Origin of the sequence: Flavonifractor sp. An306 (genome assembly GCF_002159455.1) — a bacterium.
GTDB lineage: Bacteria > Bacillota > Clostridia > Oscillospirales > Oscillospiraceae > Flavonifractor.
In genome coordinates, this window is record NZ_NFIQ01000009.1 from 1 (window position 1) to 17,193 (window position 17,193).

The window sequence follows — 17,193 nt, forward strand, 5'->3', positions numbered from 1 at the left end:
CTGACTGCGGAGCTAAGATGTATAACCACCGGGGCAAGCGCAAAAAGGCCGGACGGGAATATTCTGTGGATTTTTACAGCTGCTCCACCTACACCCTGACCTTTGAGCGAGAAACGCAGATGTGTTCTTCTCACACGGTCAGCACTAAGGCTCTGAATGCCCTGATTCTGGAAACCATCCGCACTACCGCCAGCTATGCCATCCAGAACAAGGAGGAATTTATTCAGAAAGTTCGCAGCATATCACAGGTTCGCCAGCAGGAAGCGGCCAAGGAGCTGAAACGCAAGGTCGCCAAGGAGCGCAAGCGCAGCGCCGAGCTGGATGTGCTGATTAAAAAGCTATACGAAACCTATGCCATGGGCAAGTTGGAGGAAAAACGGTTCGAGCTGCTGTGTGCCGAATATGAAAAGGAACAGGCGGAGCTGGAACAGCTGCTTGCCTCCGAGCAGGCACAGCTGGACCAGTTTCACGAGGACACCGACCGTGCCAGCCACTTTCTGGCGCTGGCACAGAAATATACGGATTTCACCGAGCTGACCGCCCCTATGATCCATGAATTTGTGGAGAAAATTCTGGTCCATGCCCCGGACAGAAGCACCGGGGAACGGGTGCAGGAAATTGAAATTTACCTGAATTTCATCGGGAAGTTTGAAGTGCCCATGCCCGAACCCACCGAGGAAGAACTGGCTGCGGAGGAAAAGCGCCGCCAGAAGCGCATCCGTGACCATGAAAAGTATCTGCGCCAGAAGGAGCGCAAACAGAAGATTGCCGAGGGGCTGATCGTTCCGGGTGAACCGTACCAGCTGGTGTGCCAGTGCTGCGGGGAGCCGTTCCAGTCTGTCCGCCCCAACGCTAAATTCTGCAAACCCGCCTGCCGGGAGAAGTTCTACCGGCAGGAGAAGCGGAAAGCCAAAGAAACGGAAACATCACAAACTGCATAAAGACTGCGGCCTGCCCCAACAAACCGGGCAGGCCGCTTTTTTTATGCCCTGAAACGGAGGGATTTTTATGACACTCTTTGAACTGGTAAAACAGAATATTTGTGTGCCGGATGCAGCGAAACACTATGGGCTGCAAGTCAACCGAAACGGGATGTGCAGCTGTCCGTTCCATGAGGACCGGCACCCCAGCATGAAGCTGAACGAACGGTATTTTTACTGCTTCGGCTGCGGAGCCACCGGTGATGTGACCGACCTTGTGGCGAGGTTATTTGACCTAAGTAACTACGAAGCAGCGCAGAAACTGGCACAGGATTTCGGGATTGACCCTGACAAGCCCCCGGCGGCAATCGCCTTACCAAAACCGGAGCGTCCTCTGCTGAAAGCATACCGGCAGGAAGAAGTGCGCTGTCTGCGGGTATTGTGCGATTATCTGCATCTTCTGGAAAGCTGGAAGGTGCAGTACAGCGATGAACAACTTGTCCTGTGGCGGGCTGCATGGGCGGATGTAGCAAACCGCTATCTGGAGCGTTCCGGCCACGAAGAACGTATCGACCACCGCAGCCATGCCGAGCGTGGCCTGCTGGAGCGGCCTACGGTCCATGAGGGTGTGGTTGCCAGAGCCATGGAGAAAAAGGGTATTATCTCTGACCGATGCGAACTGAACCGGCAGATCAAGGCCGACAATGCCCTGCTCCAGGAGCTGAGAGGACAGGTCAAAAAGCTGGCGCAAGCAGTCAAAAGTACCCTCCCGGCGCTTGCCGAGGCCATGGAAAATCTACAAAAAAATCTGCTGCTGTTCTGTTATCAGCTGGGTTATCTCTGCAAGGGCAAGGAACGCCTGAATGCTTCGCTGAATACGCTGCGCCCTGCCCTCACACAGTACAATCAGCTGGCAAAGGACATCCGAGATAAGACGAAGGAGCGCCGCAGCCTGCTTACCGAGAAAAAGGCGCTCTCTGCGGTTCATGTGTTCCGGCACCGGGAGCTGGCCGCAAAAATTGCGGCACTGACAGAGGATTTGGAAGAATTGCGTTCTGAGAAAAATCTGCTTCTGGCGTCGCTGGCATATACCGAGGAAGATGCCGCCGATAAATTTCCTAAAGACATCGCTGCCATGGAGCAGAGCCTGAAACGGCTGGAAGAACAGGAGCAGAAATATTCCACCGAGTTGGACGCTGCCCTGAATGAGTATGCCGGGCTTCGGGAGCAGGCACAGGGTTTCAACCGGGTGCAGCTGTATGAAGCAAGGCAGGCCATCCGCCCCGGCAAAGAACAAGAAGCGGAGAACCGGGCACAAGAGGTTTACGGCGAGAAGTACAACCCACTGCTGATGTTTGACAGCAAAAAGGCAGTTTCCCGTATGCTGCATGAGGATATCCTGACCATCTGGGGCATTGGATATAAATTCAACGACAAGCTGTAAATTTAAATTCTTACCAAATCGCAAGAAAATCGCAAGGTTTTGAACCTGTGCTTTTTCTTGCGGTTTTTTATACTCGTTCAGGACGCAAGAAGGAGGTATGAAACGATGCATAAAAAAGAAAATCGCCGCGCGGCTCGTCAGGCTGCGCAGCAGGCTGTCCTCCGCGACAGGCAGAACCGCCGCATTCAGGATGCGGCGGTCGCCCCGGTCAATACCCTTCTGCGTGAGCTTCACGCTCCGCTGGGCGGACTTGAGCCGGAGGCCGTCGCCACCAGCCGTGCCAGATACGGCAGCAACAAAGTGACCCACGAGAAAAAGAAATCCTTGCCCAGGCGGCTGGCGGGCGCGTTTGTCAATCCCTTCACCGCCATTCTGCTCTGCCTGGCTCTGGTGTCCACCATGACGGACATGGTGTTCCCCTGTCTCTCGCTGTTTGGCAGCGTGCCGGAGGATTTTGACTGTTTGACCGTGGTCATTATTCTGACCATGGTCATCATCTCCGGCACGCTCCGGTTTGTCCAGGAATCCAGAAGCGGCAGCGCGGAGGAAAAGCTGTTGGCCATGATCACAACCACCTGCACGGTAACCCGCAAAGGACAGGAAAAAGTGGAGCTCCCCATGGACGAGCTGGTGGTTGGCGACATTGTCCATCTGTCCGCCGGGGATATGATTCCCGCCGATGTGCGCATTCTGGACGCCAAGGATCTGTTTGTCAGCCAGGCCAGCCTCACCGGTGAGAGCGAACCGGTGGAAAAGCAGCCCCAGGCAAACCCGCAAAAGGAAAGTGTGACCGATTATACCAACATCGCCTTTATGGGCAGCAGCGTGGTCTCGGGCAGCGCCGTTGCCGTGGCGGTCTGTGTGGGGAACGATACCCTCTTTGGCTCCATGGCCTCAGCGGTGGCGGGAGAGGCGACAGAGACCAGCTTTACCAAGGAGGTAAACGCTGTCTCCTGGGTGCTTATCCGCTTTATGCTGGTGATGGTCCCCCTGGTCTTTTTGATCAACGGCATCACCAAAGGAGACTGGCTGAACGCCTTCCTCTTCGGCATCTCCATTGCCGTGGGTCTGACCCCTGAGATGCTGCCCATGATCGTGACCACCTGCCTGGCCAAGGGGGCGGTGTCCATGAGCAAAAAGCAGACCATTGTCAAGAACCTGAACTCCATCCAGAACTTTGGGGCCATCGACATTCTGTGCACCGACAAGACCGGAACCCTGACCCAGGACCAGGTGGTACTGGAATACCATCTCAACGTAAACGGCGAGGACGATACCCGTGTGCTGCGCCACGCCTATCTCAACAGCTATTTCCAGACCGGCTACAAAAATCTCATGGACCTGGCCATCATCCGCAAAACGGAGGAAGCTGAGGCGGAGGACCCCCGGCTGGTAGACCTGTCGGAGCACTATGTGAAGGTAGACGAGATCCCATTCGATTTTGCCCGCCGGCGGCTGAGCACCGTGGTACAGGACAAGGCAGGAAAAACCCAGATGGTGACCAAGGGCGCTGTGGAGGAGATGCTGTCCATCTGCTCCTATGCCGAGTGCGGCGGTGGGGTTCAGCCGCTGACGGGCGACGTGCGCCGGCAGATCCTTCAGACTGTGGACGGTCTCAATGACAAAGGCTTCCGGGTGTTGGTCGTCGCTCAGAAGAGCAATCCCTCCCCCGTGGGCTCTTTTGGAGTAAAGGATGAGTGCGACATGGTGCTCATTGGGTATCTGGCCTTTCTGGATCCGCCCAAGGAGTCCACAGCAGACGCCATCCGGGCCCTCAAACATCACGGTGTGACCACCAAAATTCTTACCGGTGACAACGACAAGGTGACCCGCACCATCTGCAAACAAGTGGGACTGAAGGTGCGCAACATGCTGCTTGGCTCCGACCTGGATGGTATGAGCGACGATGAACTGGCAAAGGCGACAGAGACCACTGATGTGTTCGCCAAGCTCACTCCGGACCAGAAGGCACGTGTGGTTTCCGTCCTGCGGGAAAGCGGGCACACCGTCGGCTTTATGGGGGACGGCATCAATGACGCCGCCGCCATGAAGGCCGCCGACATCGGCATTTCCGTGGACACCGCGGTGGACGTGGCCAAGGAGTCGGCGGACATCATCCTGCTGGAAAAGGACCTGATGGTGCTGGAGCAGGGCATCATCGAGGGCCGCAAGACCTACGCCAACATGATTAAATACATCAAGATGACCGCCTCCTCCAATTTCGGCAATATGTTTTCGGTCCTGGCGGCCTCCGCCCTGCTGCCCTTCCTGCCCATGATGAGCGTACACCTCATTTTCCTCAACCTGATCTACGACCTGTCCTGCACCGCCATTCCCTGGGACAATGTGGACGAGGAATTCATCGCCAAGCCCCGGAAGTGGGACGCATCCAGCGTGGGCAATTTCATGCTCTGGCTCGGACCCACCAGTTCTATCTTTGACTTTACCACCTATCTCTTTATGTACTTCGTTTTCTGTCCCATGTTTGTCTCCGGAGGCGTACTCTTTAACGACCTGGCGACCCACTTCAGCGGCGCAGAGCTGGCCTTGATGCAGGCAAAGTATATCGGCCTGTTCCAGGCGGGCTGGTTTGTGGAATCTATGTGGAGTCAGACTCTGGTCATCCATATGATCCGCACCCCCAAGCTGCCCTTCCTCCAGAGCCGGGCCTCCGCTCCGCTGACCCTGCTCACATCGACCGGCATCACCGTACTGACGGTGATCCCCTTTACGCCTCTGGGCGCCGTACTGGGATTTATCGCCCTGCCTGCCGCCTATTTTGCCTATCTGATCCCCTGTATCCTGCTCTATATGGTACTGGCAACCAGCCTGAAAAAGGCCTATGTACGCCATTACGGCGAATTACTCTGACGATGGGAGGAATGTTGTATGACCTGGTCCAAGCTGTGGATGGATCTATTCGGAACCACTTCCTTTTGCGGAATTGACATGGGCTTCTGGGCGGCCATGTCCGCCGTTCTGCTCCTTGTCATTCTGATGAATGTGGTATTTTGGGGGATGAGTCCCAAAAAGGACAGCAGAGAAACACAGATGTAAAGGGTCTCTTACGATTTCCCCATTATGACGGAATAGCGGAAATGCCCCATTGGAGGTCTATTGAGCCTTCAACGGGGCATTTCCGCTTGTTCAGGCGGCGCAACATCCATCTGCCCTGACCAGCTGTAACAGACAATTTTTACACAATCAGGCCTAAATTTTGCACCGGCCGTAGAGCGTTTACAGATTAAATGATACTATATTTTAAAATAGGCACAAAAAGCGCGAGGGAACAGGAGTGCTGCCTGCGTAAAATGCGCGCTCTGCTACAGAAGGAAGGTTGGCTATGCTGCGGATCGCCATATGTGACGATGAAGAAAAACACCTCGAGCAGACAGCGGCGCTGCTGTGTACCTACCTCCAGTCCCGCCCCGGCCTGCACGGGCAGGCGGAGACCTTCCGGAGCGGCAGGGCGCTGCTGGCGCGGGCGGAATGCGCGGGGGGCTTTGACCTCTATGTGCTGGACATCCTCATGCCGGAGCTGAGCGGGATCGACACCGGGCGGCGCCTGCGGGCGCTGGGCGCGGGCGGTGAGATCGTCTACCTCACCAGCTCCAACGACTACGCCGCCGACAGCTATGACGTCCGGGCCTTTTTCTATCTGCTCAAGCCGGTGGAGGAGAGAAAACTCTTCCAGGTACTGGACGGGGCGGTGGCGAAGCTCAACCGGCGGCGAAGCAACGCCGTTGTGGTGGCCACGGCGGACGGGCCCCGGCGTATCCTGCTGGAGCGTATCCGGTATGTGGAGCGGGTGGGGCGCTGCATGCGCTATTACTGCACCGATGACACCATAGATTCTCAGACCATCCGGGTCTCCTTCCGGGAGGCGGCCGCACCCCTGCTGGCCGACCGGCGCTTTTTCCAGTGCGGGGCCAGCTTTGTGCTGAATTTTCAGCATGTGACCGGAGTAAATGGCCAGACCGCCTTGCTGGACAACGGCCGGGCTGTGACGCTGCCCCGCACGGCGGCAACAGATTTCAAGAAGGCCTGGGGGAATTACTGGCTGACGGAAACCAACGAACTATAACGATAATCAGCGGAATAAGGAGGCGTTGAAACTGGACCTCTATCACACGCTGTTTGTGGGGCTGTCACAGGTATTTCTGGGCAGCTATGTGATGCTGATGATTGATTTCCGCAGACCGGTCGACACATGGCGGGCCCGATGGATTGTTATTGTGGTGCTGGTTGTCGGCGCCAATCTGGTTGGACTGCTTTTTCTGAATTTCTGGGACACCTACAAGCGCGTGGCTCTCTTCACCGTGACGCTCCCATATATTTTGGTCACACTCTGGTGCTCCAGGCATCGGGATTTTCGCGCTGTTTTTAATATGGCAACCGCTCTGTTCATCGGCTGCGTTGGAACGGCGATGGCCACGCTGGCAGAATTATTTTTCGTGGAACATGAATATGTTTCTTTTTGCGTGCGCCTCATATCGTTCCTTCTGATGTTCTTTCTCCTGCGACGTTTCAGCAATACATACCGTAATATGCTGCATCAGATGAATCACAGCTGGGGTATTTTGTGCAAGATTCCCATTACCACATTTCTCACCCTGCTGTACGCCATCAATCATGTCCGGTCCATCAACCCCAGCGCCGCACTGATTTTCATTTGCAGCCTGCTGGTGGTATGCGGCTGTGCCTACTACTTGATGTATCTCTTTTTTGATCGGGTACAGAAAGAAAACAGCGCCCGTTATGAGGCTCAGCTGTCCACCCTGCAGGTATCTGCCCTGCGGAGCCGCATGGAGGCGGTGCGGGCTGCGGAGGATGCCATCCGCACCGAGCGCCATGACCTGCGTCACCGCCTCCAGGCCGCCGCGGAACTGGTATCGCGGGGAGACAAGGACGCAGCTCTGGACTTTCTGGACGCCGCTCAAAAGCGGCTGGATGAGCGGAAGGAAATCCGCTGGTGCCGCCCGCCGGTACTGGACGCGGTGCTTTCCTCCTACTTTGACCAGGCCCAAAATCAAAGCATTTTGGTGGAGACGAATATCGCCCTTCCTGATACCCTCCCAGCGAACGAGGGAGAGCTGGCCATCGTCCTGGCCAACGCCCTGGAAAATGCCATCCACGCCAATCTGGAGCTGTCCCCGGAGCGGCGGGAAATCCGCTGCAAGATGGTGGGCAGCCCCGGCGTCATGGGCGAGATCTCCTTTGACAGCAGCGGCCTGCCCGTGGCTCAACGGGAGGGGCACGGCATGGGCATACAGTCCATCTCTGCGTTCTGCCGGAAAAACGGAGCTGTCTGCCGGTTTGACCAGACTGACGGCTGGTTCCGGTTTCAATTGGTGATGTAACAGGAACAATCTGGACCGTAACACTTGCTGCAGGCTGTGGAAGGAGAATTTACGATGACAAATGGGGTGTTCCTCCTCTTCCGCGCCCTTTTTATCACCATGATGACGTTGGGAATGATGGCGAGCCTGACCGAATTTCGCTTTGGACGCCGGAAACTGCTGTGCGTTCTGGCCGTCTACTGTCTCTGGGTCGTCTGCTCCAGCCTGGTTCTGCTGTGGCTGGGCGGAGAATTGCTGCTGCTCCGCCTGTTTTTCCTTACCATTTCCGTCCCGGCTACCTTTCTCACATACTGGGCAGCCAACGACACCCCTACACAGGCTGTATTCAACTATATGACGCAGATCCTGCTGTCTGTGCTGGCGGTTTCCGTCATACGCTTGCTGACGGAGTCTTTCGGTCTTTCCGGATTCGTGAATATTCTGCTGATGTGCGGATTTTATTTCACAGTAATTTATCTGGAGGTCCGCTTCCTGCGGCGGCCTTTTCGGATGCTGCTCAAGGTTATCCCTGCCCGCTGGGGAATCCTTACGCTGATCCCCTGTATATTCTGCGCCTATCTCATTTTTGTCGCCTCCTGGCCGGGGAGCTATCTTGAAAATAAGTTGCAGATCATCTACGTTTACGCTGCTGTTATTCCCCTGGTGGTTGTATATATTGCGGTATTCAAAAGCCTTCTGGACCAGTACCGCACCCAGATGGAGCGGCAGAGCACCATGTTGCTGATGGTACAGATCTCCGCGCTGAAGGAAAAGCTGCAGCGGGTCAAGGAAGTGGAAGAAGGGATCCGGATCCAGCGCCATGACCTGCGCCATCAGCTCCAGGCGGTTGCAGAGTTGGTGGCGCGGGGCGACCGGGAGGCAGCCTTGGATTTTCTGGATGCCGCCCGGAAGCGGCTGGACGAGCGCAAAGAAACCAGCTGGTGCCGCCCGCCGGTGTTGGATGCGGTGTTTGCCTCCTATTTTGACCAGGCCCAGCGGCAGGGTGTCCGGGTGGAGGCAAGGATTGCTCTGCCTGACACGTTGCCAGCAGACGAGGGCGAATTGGCCATTGTTCTGGCCAACGCCCTGGAAAACGCCATCCATGCCAATCTGGAACTGCCCCGGGAACAGCGCAACATCCGCTGTAAAATGGTAGGAACTCCCAGTATTATGCTGGAAGTCTCCAACCCATGCACCGGCGCTGTCCTTTTTGATGGCGAAGGGCTGCCGGTGGCCCAACGGAAGGGGCATGGCCTGGGCGTGCAGTCCATCTGCGCATTCTGCCGGAAAAACGGGGCTACCTGCCAGTTCGACCTGACCGACGGCTGGTTCCGGTTCCGATTGGTCCTGTGACAGGAGAAGCGGAAAGGCAATTCAAAAAAGTCTGGGGCGATTGCTGGCTGGAGGAACGGAAGGTATGGTAGAGCTGTTTATCATGGCGTATTTGACGGTGCTATATATGATTATGGCGTTTCTGTTTATGGACAGCCGGTATTCCCGGCGCCGCACCCTGTTCATCGTCTCCATCGTCACGCTCCTGCTCATGGCGGCGGTGGTCGCCCTGTACCGGTCGGTGGACATGGATGCCGCCTTTTGGCTCTTTGCTATGACCATCCACATCCCGCTGATCCTGCTCTTTTTCACGCTCAGCCGATTCCGGGGATGGCGGCTGATCTTCCAGCAGCTCTCCGTCGTTCTGTTCTGTACGCTGATCCACCACATATCAGGGCTGATCTACTACCTGTCTGGCAGCCGCTTCTGGGTGCTGGTGCTGTCCTGCGCAGTCCTCAGCGCCTGGGTCATCTGGTTTCTGGTCCGCTTTTTGCGGCCGCTGTTTTTCCAGATACTGTTGGAGCTGCACCGGGGCTGGTGGCTGATATGCCTGGTAATGGCGACCTACTACATCATTGCCGTCTACCTGATCCCCGGATACGCAGGCTTCGATCGGAGCAGCAGCATCATCAAACCGGCGATCGCTCTGCTGATGTTGGGAGTCTATTCTATTTTGATGTTTCTATTTTTAAACGTTCGAAAGGAATCAGAGGCGCGGCACAGCGCACAGATGTCGGCTTTGCAGCTTTCGGCCCTGCGAAGCCGCATGGAAGCGGTGAAAGCGGCGGAAGATACCATCCGCACCGAGCGCCACGACCTGCGCCACCGGCTTCAGGCTGTGGCGGAACTGGTGTCACGCGGAGACAATCAGACCGCGCTGGAATTCCTGGATGCGGCCCAAAAGCGGCTGGATGAGCGGAAGGAAATCCGTTGGTGCCGCCCGCCGGTGCTGGACGCGGTGTTTGCCTCCTACTTCGACCAAGCCCAGCGGCAAGGTATCCGGGTGGAGGCAAAAATCGCCCTGCCGGACGTTCTGCAGGTGAATGAGAGCGAGCTGGCCATCGTCCTGGCCAACGCCCTGGAAAACGCCATCCACGCCAATCTGGCCCTGTCCACAGATCTGCGGGAGATCCGCTGCAAGATGGTGGGCAGCCCCGGCGTCATGCTGGAAATTTCCAATCCATGCACCGGCCAGATCTCCTTTGACAGCAGCGGCCTGCCCGTGACCAAAAAAGAGGGACATGGCCTTGGGGTGCAGTCCATCTGCGCGTTCTGCCGGAAAAACGGGGCCGTCTGCCAGTTTGACCGGACCGACGGCCGGTTCCGGTTCCGACTGGTGCTGTAACAGCAGCAGTTGAAAAAATCGAACCATAAAGAACAGCACCCCATGAAATCCTCAGATTTCATGGGGTGCTGCTTGTTTTGTCTGCTGTCTTTCAGAAGGGCTCCAGCTCGGGCAGATACAGGTCGGAGGCGTGGCTGAACTCCTGAATGAGGGTGGGGTAATCGCTGTCCATCTCCTCGGGGATGTAGGTCACCTCCATGAAGCGGTAGCGCCCCTCATCCCGCATGGGCTGGGCCACCAGGAAGGAGATCCGGGCCTCGTCCCCCTCCCAGAAGGAGAACTGCTTGGTGGCAACGTCGGTCTCCGCGTCATACTCGGAATCAAAGATCCCGTCCTGATACAGGTCACGGTTCTCCGCCTGGACCTGGGCCCACGCCTCCTCCACGATGGCCTGGGGCCCTTCGGGGGACCAGCAGGCCCGCGCCTGTATCCGCAGGCCGTGGGCCTGGGCCAGCACTCCGCCGTCCTCCAGATAGGTCACCTCTCCGCCATAGGGCAGGGGGACCCGGAGGAACGGATCCTCCTCATAAGGCGTGGGCACCAGGGCGATACCCACCAGGGTGTATCCCTCTTCCCGGCCCAGGTGGTACATCTCCTGATAGTTCTCCTCGGTGGGGCCGGTGAACTCCATCCCCTCCAGAATATACAACACAATATGTTCCATGGTCTCCTCATCCACCTGGCTGCCGCCGCTCACCTCCACCCGGACCAGGGTGCTGAAGAGATCCTGGGCCAGGGCCACGCCGGACTCCACCGTGCTTCCGTCGGTGAAGCGGATGGTGATGAGGTTGTGCAGACAGCTCAGCCGGTCCTTGGTGGCCAGCTTCACCAGGTCCTGGTCTGTGTTGGTATAGGCAAAGGAGAAGCTGTCAAAGTCGGGCCGGAGCCGGTATTCACCGATGGGCTCAGTCAGGGCGTCCACCGCCATCTCCTCGGTAGCGCCCAGCTCCACGGTGACGGTATAGACCATGCCGGTCTCCGGGTCGGCAAAGCTTCCCTCCTCCGTCCAGACCAGGGCCCCGGGCAGATGAAAGGTAACCCCCATGCTCTGGTACTGGGTGGTGATCTCCGGCTCCGTCCACCGGACCGGCCGGCCGCTTTCCGTTCCCCCGCTTTTCTCCAGCGCCACACCCAGCATGTACCCCCCGGCTGTGAGCAGGATCATCAGCACGGCCGCAACTCCAAACCCCCACCGGCCGGGGGCGGGCCCCTCCGGGGGTACCGTGCCAACGGCTGGAGCAAGTCCGGGATAGGCCTTGGCCACCTGGAGAACCCTGCGCCCCCCTCGCTCCGGCGGCACGCCGGGTGTCTGGGTCTGATAGGAGATCTTCCAGGCCCACTTGTTCTCGCTCTCCAGACGGGGCTCCGGCAGGCACTGGACCACCCGGCTCAGGGCGCTGCCCGGCAGCACCCCCTCGGTGCAGAGCACCCGGATGGCCCGCTCGATGGAGGCCTTGGCCTGGGCCTGCTCGCCCTCGGTGAGCTTATCCCACCGGACATCGCTCATCCGGATGCGCTGCTGCGTAAAGCGGTAGGTATCCACCATGTTCAGCATATTGAGCTGGACCCGCCAGAGTACCCCATCCTGGCGGACGAAGATCCAGCGGAACGCGTCGCTGGGCCCGGCCAGGACGAAAGCGGCGGCGCACATGCCGATCATGCCCGCCAGCCCCCCTACCAGAGAGGCTATGACAGGCAGAGCGCTGCTGTTGCCAGAGAGGGCCAGGGCCAGAGGCAGAAAGATCACCAGCACCACCGCCAGCAGCGGCAGAAAGACGCTCAGCCGCAGGGTGCGCATCCAGGTGGGGTGGGCGGGATAGTACTGGCAGGTGGAGGGCGCCTCCTCCGCCACCTTGACCCGGACCGCCTCCGGCGGCATCCCGGGCTCCGTGTCGCCCCGGAGCGCGGCGATGATCAGGGGAGCCGCCCCCAACAAGGTAAAGAGGTAGAGTAACACCAAACCGCCCCAGTAGGCCCCGGTGTCGAGATACCCCTCTTTCAGCAGCATCCCCATATTCCGGAACGCCAGAAAGACGTCCACCTCGGCGGCAACAGCCACCTGGATGGCGCAGTCGATCTGATAGGCCACATAAGTCATCACCACGGTGATGATTCCGGCGGCCGCCCCCTTCCGGCTGAGGGCGCCCCCCAGCAGCTCGTAGCCCTTCAGGGTGCACACCGCCATGACCACCCCGCAGAGGGAGGCCACATAACCCAGCTGGCTCACCACAATGATGCAGGCCATACCCAGCAGGGAGCCCAAAAAGGCCCCCACCAGTCCGGCCACCAGGCTCTCCCGACGCTTCTCTCTCTCTTTCTGCTCCATGCGGTCTCCTCCCCGTCTCACATCCGCCCGGCCGGGCTCTGGCCGGGACTGTCAGATCCATGATAGCATCTGATCCGGCCCGGCGCAACCTATCGGCAAAATCCATCCTCTCCCCTTCCAAATTCATCGCCTCACCGGGCACCGGCCTGTCTGGAGCTCCGCGGTTGACAAGCCCACGGCCGGGACAGTATGATAGGGACGGCAAGCGCCACGGGTCAGAAGGGCCACATCTGCAAGGAGGAGAGAACCAACTATGGTACAAGATATCTGCAAAGACGAGGCCTTTCTGGCCCAGAAGGCGGAGCCCGCCACGCCGGATGATCTTCCGGTCGCCGCCGATCTGCTGGAAACGCTGCAGCACCACAAGGAGGGCTGCGTGGGCATGGCCGCCAACATGATCGGCGTAAACAAGCGCATCATCGCCTTCGACAACGAGGGCGGATACATGGTCATGTTCAATCCGGAGATCATCAAAAAGTCCGGGCCCTACGACACCGAGGAGGGCTGTCTCTCCCTCACCGGCACCCGCCCGGCCAGGCGGTGGAAGTCCATCAAGGTCCGCTGGCAGAACGAGAAGTTCCAGGAGCGGCTGAAAACCTTTACCGGCTGGACGGCCCAGATCATCCAACATGAAATCGACCACTGCGAGGGTATCATCATATGAAAAAGTGCAAAATCACCGTTATGCGCATCACCCGATACGAGGACCTGATGGCCCGGTACGAGAACCCCATCTCCCATGCCTGCGGCATGGAGGTGGGGCAGAGCTTCACCGCCAACGGCTGGGAAAAACCGGAGGGCTTTTGTCAGAGCGCCTGGGACACCCTCTCCCCCTTTGTGCTGGCTCTGAGCCACGGCGGCGAGAACTTTTACGGCGGCTGGATGAAAAACCCCAAATCCGCCATGCTGTCCTGCAACGACGGATTTCGTCCGGTGAGTTTTCTGGTGGAAGCCCTGGACGAGGACGCGGACTGAGGTGATGTGATGGAACTGGGCCTCACCTTTCCCCTCCAGCGCTTTTTGAGGAGAAAACCGCCGGACTACGGCACACAGCCGGACCGGCGGTTCTGCTGGGACCTGCACAGCATCCACCTGCGGGGGCACAGCTGCCTGCTGGCCGTCCACTGCCACAGCCGGTATACCTTTGTGCGCTATGACGTGGCCCCCCTCCAGTGGGCGGACCTTCCCGGTCTGTTCCGGGACGGGCTTTTGGACAGCCTCACCGCCGCCGGCTTTTCCCAGGCCCGGACAGAGGCTTATCTGCGGCAGGCAGGCGACATTGTGCTTACCCGCACCCACGGCCGCCGGGAGGTGGCCTTCCTCAACCGGGCATGGGAGGATGTGCTGGCGCTGGACCTGTGCCTGGATCCCTCCAGCCAGGGGCAGCCCCTGCTGGACCACGCCGTCAACACCCGCCCCAGCCGCTGCGCGGGCTCTGAGGGGCTGGGGACAGGCCTGGCCCGGCTCACCGCTCTTTTTCAGCATCCGGCAGAAAACACTTGACAAAGGGCCGCAAAGCCTTATAATGAACAATGTTCATATTGAGGTGATCGGATGAATACCCTTGTCACATCCAAAGAGGAGATCCTGGAGGCCAGCCGGGAGCTGATCCGGCAAAAGGGCTGGTCCGCGGTCAACATCCGCTCGGTGGCGGCGGCCTGCGGGGTGTCGGTTGGCTCCATTTACAACTACTTTGACTCCAAGGCCGCGCTGGTCGGCGCGGCGGTGGAAAGCGTCTGGTGCGAAATTTTCCACCGGCCGGAGGACGGCGCCGTGTTCCAGGACACCCAGGCCTGCATCACCTGGCTGTACGGCCGGATGGAATATGGCGGCAAGCAGTATCCCGGCTTTTTTACCCTCCACTCCCTGGGCTTTATGGGACAAGACAAATCTGACGGGAAACGGCGGATGCAGCAGACCTGGCGGCACATTCTGGACGGGCTGTGTACCGTTCTGCAGCGGGACGCCAAGGTCCGTCCCGACGCCTTCACTGAGCAGTTTACGGCGGAAAAATGCGCGGACCTGCTCTTTTCCCTGATGCTGTCCGCGCTGCTGCGGCAGGACTATGACCCCTCAGCGGTGCTGGAGCTCGTCCGCAGGGCCCTTTATTAAAATTCCCACGAAATTGTGGGAATTTTATATCCGAGAAACTGAACATTGTTCATTCAAAGGAGGCTGACCATGCACGTAAAACGCAATACCCTGCTGCTTCTGGCCTGCCTGGTGTGGAGCGCGGCGGGGTTCAACATCCTCCGCATCGGCTTGCTGGCCTATCCGGCCCATCTGACGGCGCTGAATGTCCTGCTGTCCGCGCTGGTGTTCGCCGTGTTTCAACGGTTTATCTTTGGGAAACTGGTAAAAAAGCACACCGCCAGAATCAGCGCCTATTCCGAGGAGCGGCACTTTTTTCTGAAATTCTTTGACGGAAAGGCCTTTGCCATCATGGCGGTCATGATGACCGGCGGCATTGGCCTGCGGGTCAGCGGTCTTGCGCCGGAGCGGTTTATCGCCGTTTTCTATACCGGCCTGGGCGGGGCGCTTTTGCTGGCCGGGCTGCTGTTTGGCCGCAACTACGGCAAGGCGGCCCTTGCCACGGCCGCCCAAACCAACTTTGCGCAAAAAGGAGAGTAAACCATGCAGGCAATCATGGAAACGCTGTTTGACGCCGTCTATCTGATCTCGGTCATCACCATCGGCATTCTGATGATCCGGGGCAGCAGAGGGAATGCCCAGTTCCGGCTGTTCGGCTTTATGGCGGTGGTGCTGGGCGCGGGCGACGCATTCCACCTGATCCCCCGGGCGTACGCCCTGTGTACCACAGGCCTGGAGCACTACACCGTCCCCCTGGGCCTGGGAAAGTGGATCGCCTCGGTCACCATGACGATTTTCTACGTGCTGCTCTACTATGTGTGGCGGCAGCGGTACCAGGTCAGGGGCCAGGGCGGTCTGACCGCCATGGTGTATCTTCTGGCCGGACTGAGAATTTTCCTGTGCATGATGCCCCAGAACCAGTGGCTCAGCGCCGACGCGCCCCTCTCCTGGGGCATCTGGCGCAACATTCCCTTCGCTCTGCTGGGTCTGCTGGTGATCGTGCTGTTCTACCGCAGCGCAAAGGAGCATAACGACCGGGCGTTTCGCTGGATGTGGCTGACCATTGTGCTCAGCTTCGGCTTTTACATTCCGGTGGTGCTGTGGGCGGACACCATCCCCCTGATCGGGATGCTGATGATCCCCAAGACCTGCGCCTATGTGTGGACGGTGCTGATCGGATATACCGCGATGAAGCGGGAATGCAAGTAAAAATGCAAGTAAAGGAGAAGGCATATGAAACGCTACATGAATACAGCCTTGCTGTACGCCATTCTCGCCATGGTGGGCGGGGTATTTTACAGGGAGTTCACCAAATTCAACGGCTTTACCGCCAAAACCACCCTGTCTGTGGTACATACCCATTATTTTCTGATGGGCATGGTGTTTTTCCTGCTGCTGCTGGTGCTGGAGAAGAGCTTCTCCTTTACCGGTCCCAAGACCGGACGGGTTCTGGTTTTCTATCACGTGGGCCTGAATCTGACCGCTGTGATGCTGGTCATACGGGGCGTGACCCAGGTACTGGGGACCACCCTCTCCTCCGGCATGAGCGCGGCCATCTCCGGCATGGCCGGAATCGGCCACATCCTGTTGGGCGTCAGTCTGGTACTGCTGCTTGTGCAGCTCAAGCGGGCCGTACAGGAAATCAGATGACAGAACGGGGCTGGTACCACGTCGCGGTACCAGCCCCGTTTTCTTTTTCTACATTGTGCCGAAACATGACTTGCCTTTCCGTCCGAAGCCGGTTCATTCCCCGGGGAAATTCGCGATCACGGCTCTCAGGTCGGACAGGAACCGGCAGACATGGAACCCGTCGCAGACAGCGTGATGGACCTGTATGGAAAGGGGCAGCTCGTACCTCTCCCCCACCCTTGTATACTTCCCCATGGTGAAAATGGGGAGCAGATATTGGTACCCCTTCTGCAAATTGAGATTGAAGCCGTCAAAGCTTTCCCACGGCACCATGGAGACCGGGAAGGTGTTGGCCGGAGTGTCCGGTTTGGCCTGCATGGCCTTGACGCCGCCGTAGCGCTCCATGTCCTGCCGGTACCGCCGGCAGAATTCGGCATAGTCCTCCGTGTATTCCGTCCAGATGTTGGAAAAGGTCTCCGTATCCTTGTGAAACACGGTATAGCAGGGATGGAGGCGGCTGTAATAGCCCAGCCGCCCGTCGGCGTCAAGCTCCATCCGGAATTCCGCGTGCATCTGGACCGTTTTGGAGATGCAGTGGAGCATGGCGGGATAGAGGCTCTGTCCCGCCTGCAGAATGGGCGTAATGTCCAGCCTGGTGGTCATGCTGTAGGTACAGGGAACTTGAGAAAGATAGTGATGATAGTGCTCCTGTCTGGCCCAATGGGCCAGATCAACGTATGTAAATTCCAAATCCGGGGCTCCCTTCT

At 58.4% G+C, this 17,193-nt stretch carries 17 protein-coding genes; 15 read left to right on the forward strand and 2 right to left on the reverse strand.

Translation table 11 applies throughout. The annotated features are described in order from the left end of the window. The 8 genes from B5F88_RS03300 to B5F88_RS03335 all read left to right on the forward strand — a co-directional run. Positions 1 to 941: DUF4368 domain-containing protein (locus B5F88_RS03300; RefSeq protein WP_140402050.1), on the forward strand; the 941-nt coding region annotated here is incomplete at its 5' end. Between the two features lie 67 nt (positions 942 to 1,008). After that, on the forward strand, positions 1,009 to 2,364 hold the full coding sequence (locus tag B5F88_RS03305; RefSeq protein WP_087341613.1) for a MobA/MobL family protein: 1,356 nt from the start codon (positions 1,009 to 1,011) through the stop codon (positions 2,362 to 2,364). A 105-nt stretch (positions 2,365 to 2,469) separates the two neighbouring features. Continuing rightward, positions 2,470 to 5,235, forward strand: coding sequence for a magnesium-translocating P-type ATPase (mgtA, locus tag B5F88_RS03310; protein ID WP_087341614.1), 2,766 nt, complete (start codon positions 2,470 to 2,472; stop codon positions 5,233 to 5,235). Positions 5,236 to 5,253: 18 nt separating this feature from the next. Continuing rightward, positions 5,254 to 5,421: a hypothetical protein gene (locus B5F88_RS21025; RefSeq protein ID WP_087341616.1), complete on the forward strand. Its 168-nt coding sequence runs from the start codon at positions 5,254 to 5,256 to the stop codon at positions 5,419 to 5,421. A 286-nt stretch (positions 5,422 to 5,707) separates the two neighbouring features. Next, a complete protein-coding gene (locus B5F88_RS03320; RefSeq protein WP_087341618.1) occupies positions 5,708 to 6,448 on the forward strand; it encodes a LytTR family DNA-binding domain-containing protein in 741 nt (246 codons plus the stop codon). Positions 6,449 to 6,473: 25 nt separating this feature from the next. After that, entirely contained in the window at positions 6,474 to 7,724 is a 1,251-nt protein-coding gene (locus B5F88_RS03325; protein ID WP_087341621.1) for a GHKL domain-containing protein, read from the forward strand. Between the two features lie 54 nt (positions 7,725 to 7,778). Continuing rightward, the gene (locus B5F88_RS03330; RefSeq protein WP_087341623.1) at positions 7,779 to 9,056 is read left to right on the forward strand and encodes a sensor histidine kinase; all 1,278 of its coding nucleotides are present in this window, start codon (positions 7,779 to 7,781) and stop codon (positions 9,054 to 9,056) included. Between the two features lie 64 nt (positions 9,057 to 9,120). Continuing rightward, the gene (locus B5F88_RS03335) at positions 9,121 to 10,380 is read left to right on the forward strand and encodes a GHKL domain-containing protein (RefSeq protein ID WP_087341625.1); all 1,260 of its coding nucleotides are present in this window, start codon (positions 9,121 to 9,123) and stop codon (positions 10,378 to 10,380) included. Between the two features lie 91 nt (positions 10,381 to 10,471). Here B5F88_RS03335 and B5F88_RS03340 read toward each other — a convergent pair whose 3' ends face one another. Then, entirely contained in the window at positions 10,472 to 12,706 is a 2,235-nt protein-coding gene (locus tag B5F88_RS03340) for a hypothetical protein (RefSeq protein ID WP_087341626.1), read from the reverse strand. Positions 12,707 to 12,959: 253 nt separating this feature from the next. Here B5F88_RS03340 and B5F88_RS03345 point away from each other — a divergent pair, with 253 nt between their 5' ends. The 7 genes from B5F88_RS03345 (at position 12,960) to B5F88_RS03375 (ending at position 16,447) form a co-directional block, all read left to right on the forward strand. Beyond that, the gene (locus B5F88_RS03345; RefSeq protein ID WP_087341628.1) at positions 12,960 to 13,370 is read left to right on the forward strand and encodes a peptide deformylase; all 411 of its coding nucleotides are present in this window, start codon (positions 12,960 to 12,962) and stop codon (positions 13,368 to 13,370) included. Beyond that, positions 13,367 to 13,681 carry a TIGR04076 family protein gene (locus tag B5F88_RS03350; protein WP_087341631.1) on the forward strand — a complete coding sequence of 105 codons (315 nt, stop codon included), beginning with the start codon at positions 13,367 to 13,369 and terminating at the stop codon, positions 13,679 to 13,681. Before B5F88_RS03345 ends, B5F88_RS03350 begins: the two co-directional genes overlap by 4 nt. Before the next feature lie 9 nt (positions 13,682 to 13,690). Then, positions 13,691 to 14,209 carry a hypothetical protein gene (locus B5F88_RS03355; RefSeq protein ID WP_087341633.1) on the forward strand — a complete coding sequence of 173 codons (519 nt, stop codon included), beginning with the start codon at positions 13,691 to 13,693 and terminating at the stop codon, positions 14,207 to 14,209. 51 nt (positions 14,210 to 14,260) lie between these two features. Next, entirely contained in the window at positions 14,261 to 14,818 is a 558-nt protein-coding gene (locus B5F88_RS03360) for a TetR/AcrR family transcriptional regulator (RefSeq protein WP_087341635.1), read from the forward strand. Between the two features lie 69 nt (positions 14,819 to 14,887). Continuing rightward, positions 14,888 to 15,337: a hypothetical protein gene (locus B5F88_RS03365; protein WP_087341637.1), complete on the forward strand. Its 450-nt coding sequence runs from the start codon at positions 14,888 to 14,890 to the stop codon at positions 15,335 to 15,337. Positions 15,338 to 15,340: 3 nt separating this feature from the next. Then, on the forward strand, positions 15,341 to 16,006 hold the full coding sequence (locus B5F88_RS03370) for a hypothetical protein (RefSeq protein ID WP_087341639.1): 666 nt from the start codon (positions 15,341 to 15,343) through the stop codon (positions 16,004 to 16,006). Between the two features lie 24 nt (positions 16,007 to 16,030). After that, positions 16,031 to 16,447 (forward strand): DUF2871 domain-containing protein, encoded by a 417-nt coding sequence (locus B5F88_RS03375; protein ID WP_087341641.1) that lies wholly within the window; start codon positions 16,031 to 16,033, stop codon positions 16,445 to 16,447. Positions 16,448 to 16,540: 93 nt separating this feature from the next. On the opposite strand, the gene catA is transcribed toward B5F88_RS03375, so the two are convergent. Further along, entirely contained in the window at positions 16,541 to 17,176 is a 636-nt protein-coding gene (gene catA, locus B5F88_RS03380) for a type A chloramphenicol O-acetyltransferase (RefSeq protein ID WP_087341642.1), read from the reverse strand. Positions 17,177 to 17,193 lie beyond the last annotated feature (17 nt).

What these genes read in the sequence shown, in the direction of transcription:
- B5F88_RS03355 (WP_087341633.1), top strand. Translation starts at nt 13,691, where the DNA reads ATGGAACTGGGCCTCACCTTTCCCCTCCAGCGCTTTTTGAGGAGAAAA.
- B5F88_RS03320 (WP_087341618.1), top strand. Translation starts at nt 5,708, where the DNA reads ATGCTGCGGATCGCCATATGTGACGATGAAGAAAAACACCTCGAGCAG.
- mgtA (WP_087341614.1), top strand. Translation starts at nt 2,470, where the DNA reads ATGCATAAAAAAGAAAATCGCCGCGCGGCTCGTCAGGCTGCGCAGCAG.
- B5F88_RS03350 (WP_087341631.1), top strand. Translation starts at nt 13,367, where the DNA reads ATGAAAAAGTGCAAAATCACCGTTATGCGCATCACCCGATACGAGGAC.
- B5F88_RS03365 (WP_087341637.1), top strand. Translation starts at nt 14,888, where the DNA reads ATGCACGTAAAACGCAATACCCTGCTGCTTCTGGCCTGCCTGGTGTGG.
- B5F88_RS03370 (WP_087341639.1), top strand. Translation starts at nt 15,341, where the DNA reads ATGCAGGCAATCATGGAAACGCTGTTTGACGCCGTCTATCTGATCTCG.
- B5F88_RS03330 (WP_087341623.1), top strand. Translation starts at nt 7,779, where the DNA reads ATGACAAATGGGGTGTTCCTCCTCTTCCGCGCCCTTTTTATCACCATG.
- B5F88_RS03360 (WP_087341635.1), top strand. Translation starts at nt 14,261, where the DNA reads ATGAATACCCTTGTCACATCCAAAGAGGAGATCCTGGAGGCCAGCCGG.
- B5F88_RS03335 (WP_087341625.1), top strand. Translation starts at nt 9,121, where the DNA reads ATGGTAGAGCTGTTTATCATGGCGTATTTGACGGTGCTATATATGATT.
- B5F88_RS03345 (WP_087341628.1), top strand. Translation starts at nt 12,960, where the DNA reads ATGGTACAAGATATCTGCAAAGACGAGGCCTTTCTGGCCCAGAAGGCG.
- B5F88_RS03340 (WP_087341626.1), bottom strand. Translation starts at nt 12,706, where the DNA reads ATGGAGCAGAAAGAGAGAGAGAAGCGTCGGGAGAGCCTGGTGGCCGGA.
- B5F88_RS21025 (WP_087341616.1), top strand. Translation starts at nt 5,254, where the DNA reads ATGACCTGGTCCAAGCTGTGGATGGATCTATTCGGAACCACTTCCTTT.
- B5F88_RS03305 (WP_087341613.1), top strand. Translation starts at nt 1,009, where the DNA reads ATGACACTCTTTGAACTGGTAAAACAGAATATTTGTGTGCCGGATGCA.
- B5F88_RS03375 (WP_087341641.1), top strand. Translation starts at nt 16,031, where the DNA reads ATGAAACGCTACATGAATACAGCCTTGCTGTACGCCATTCTCGCCATG.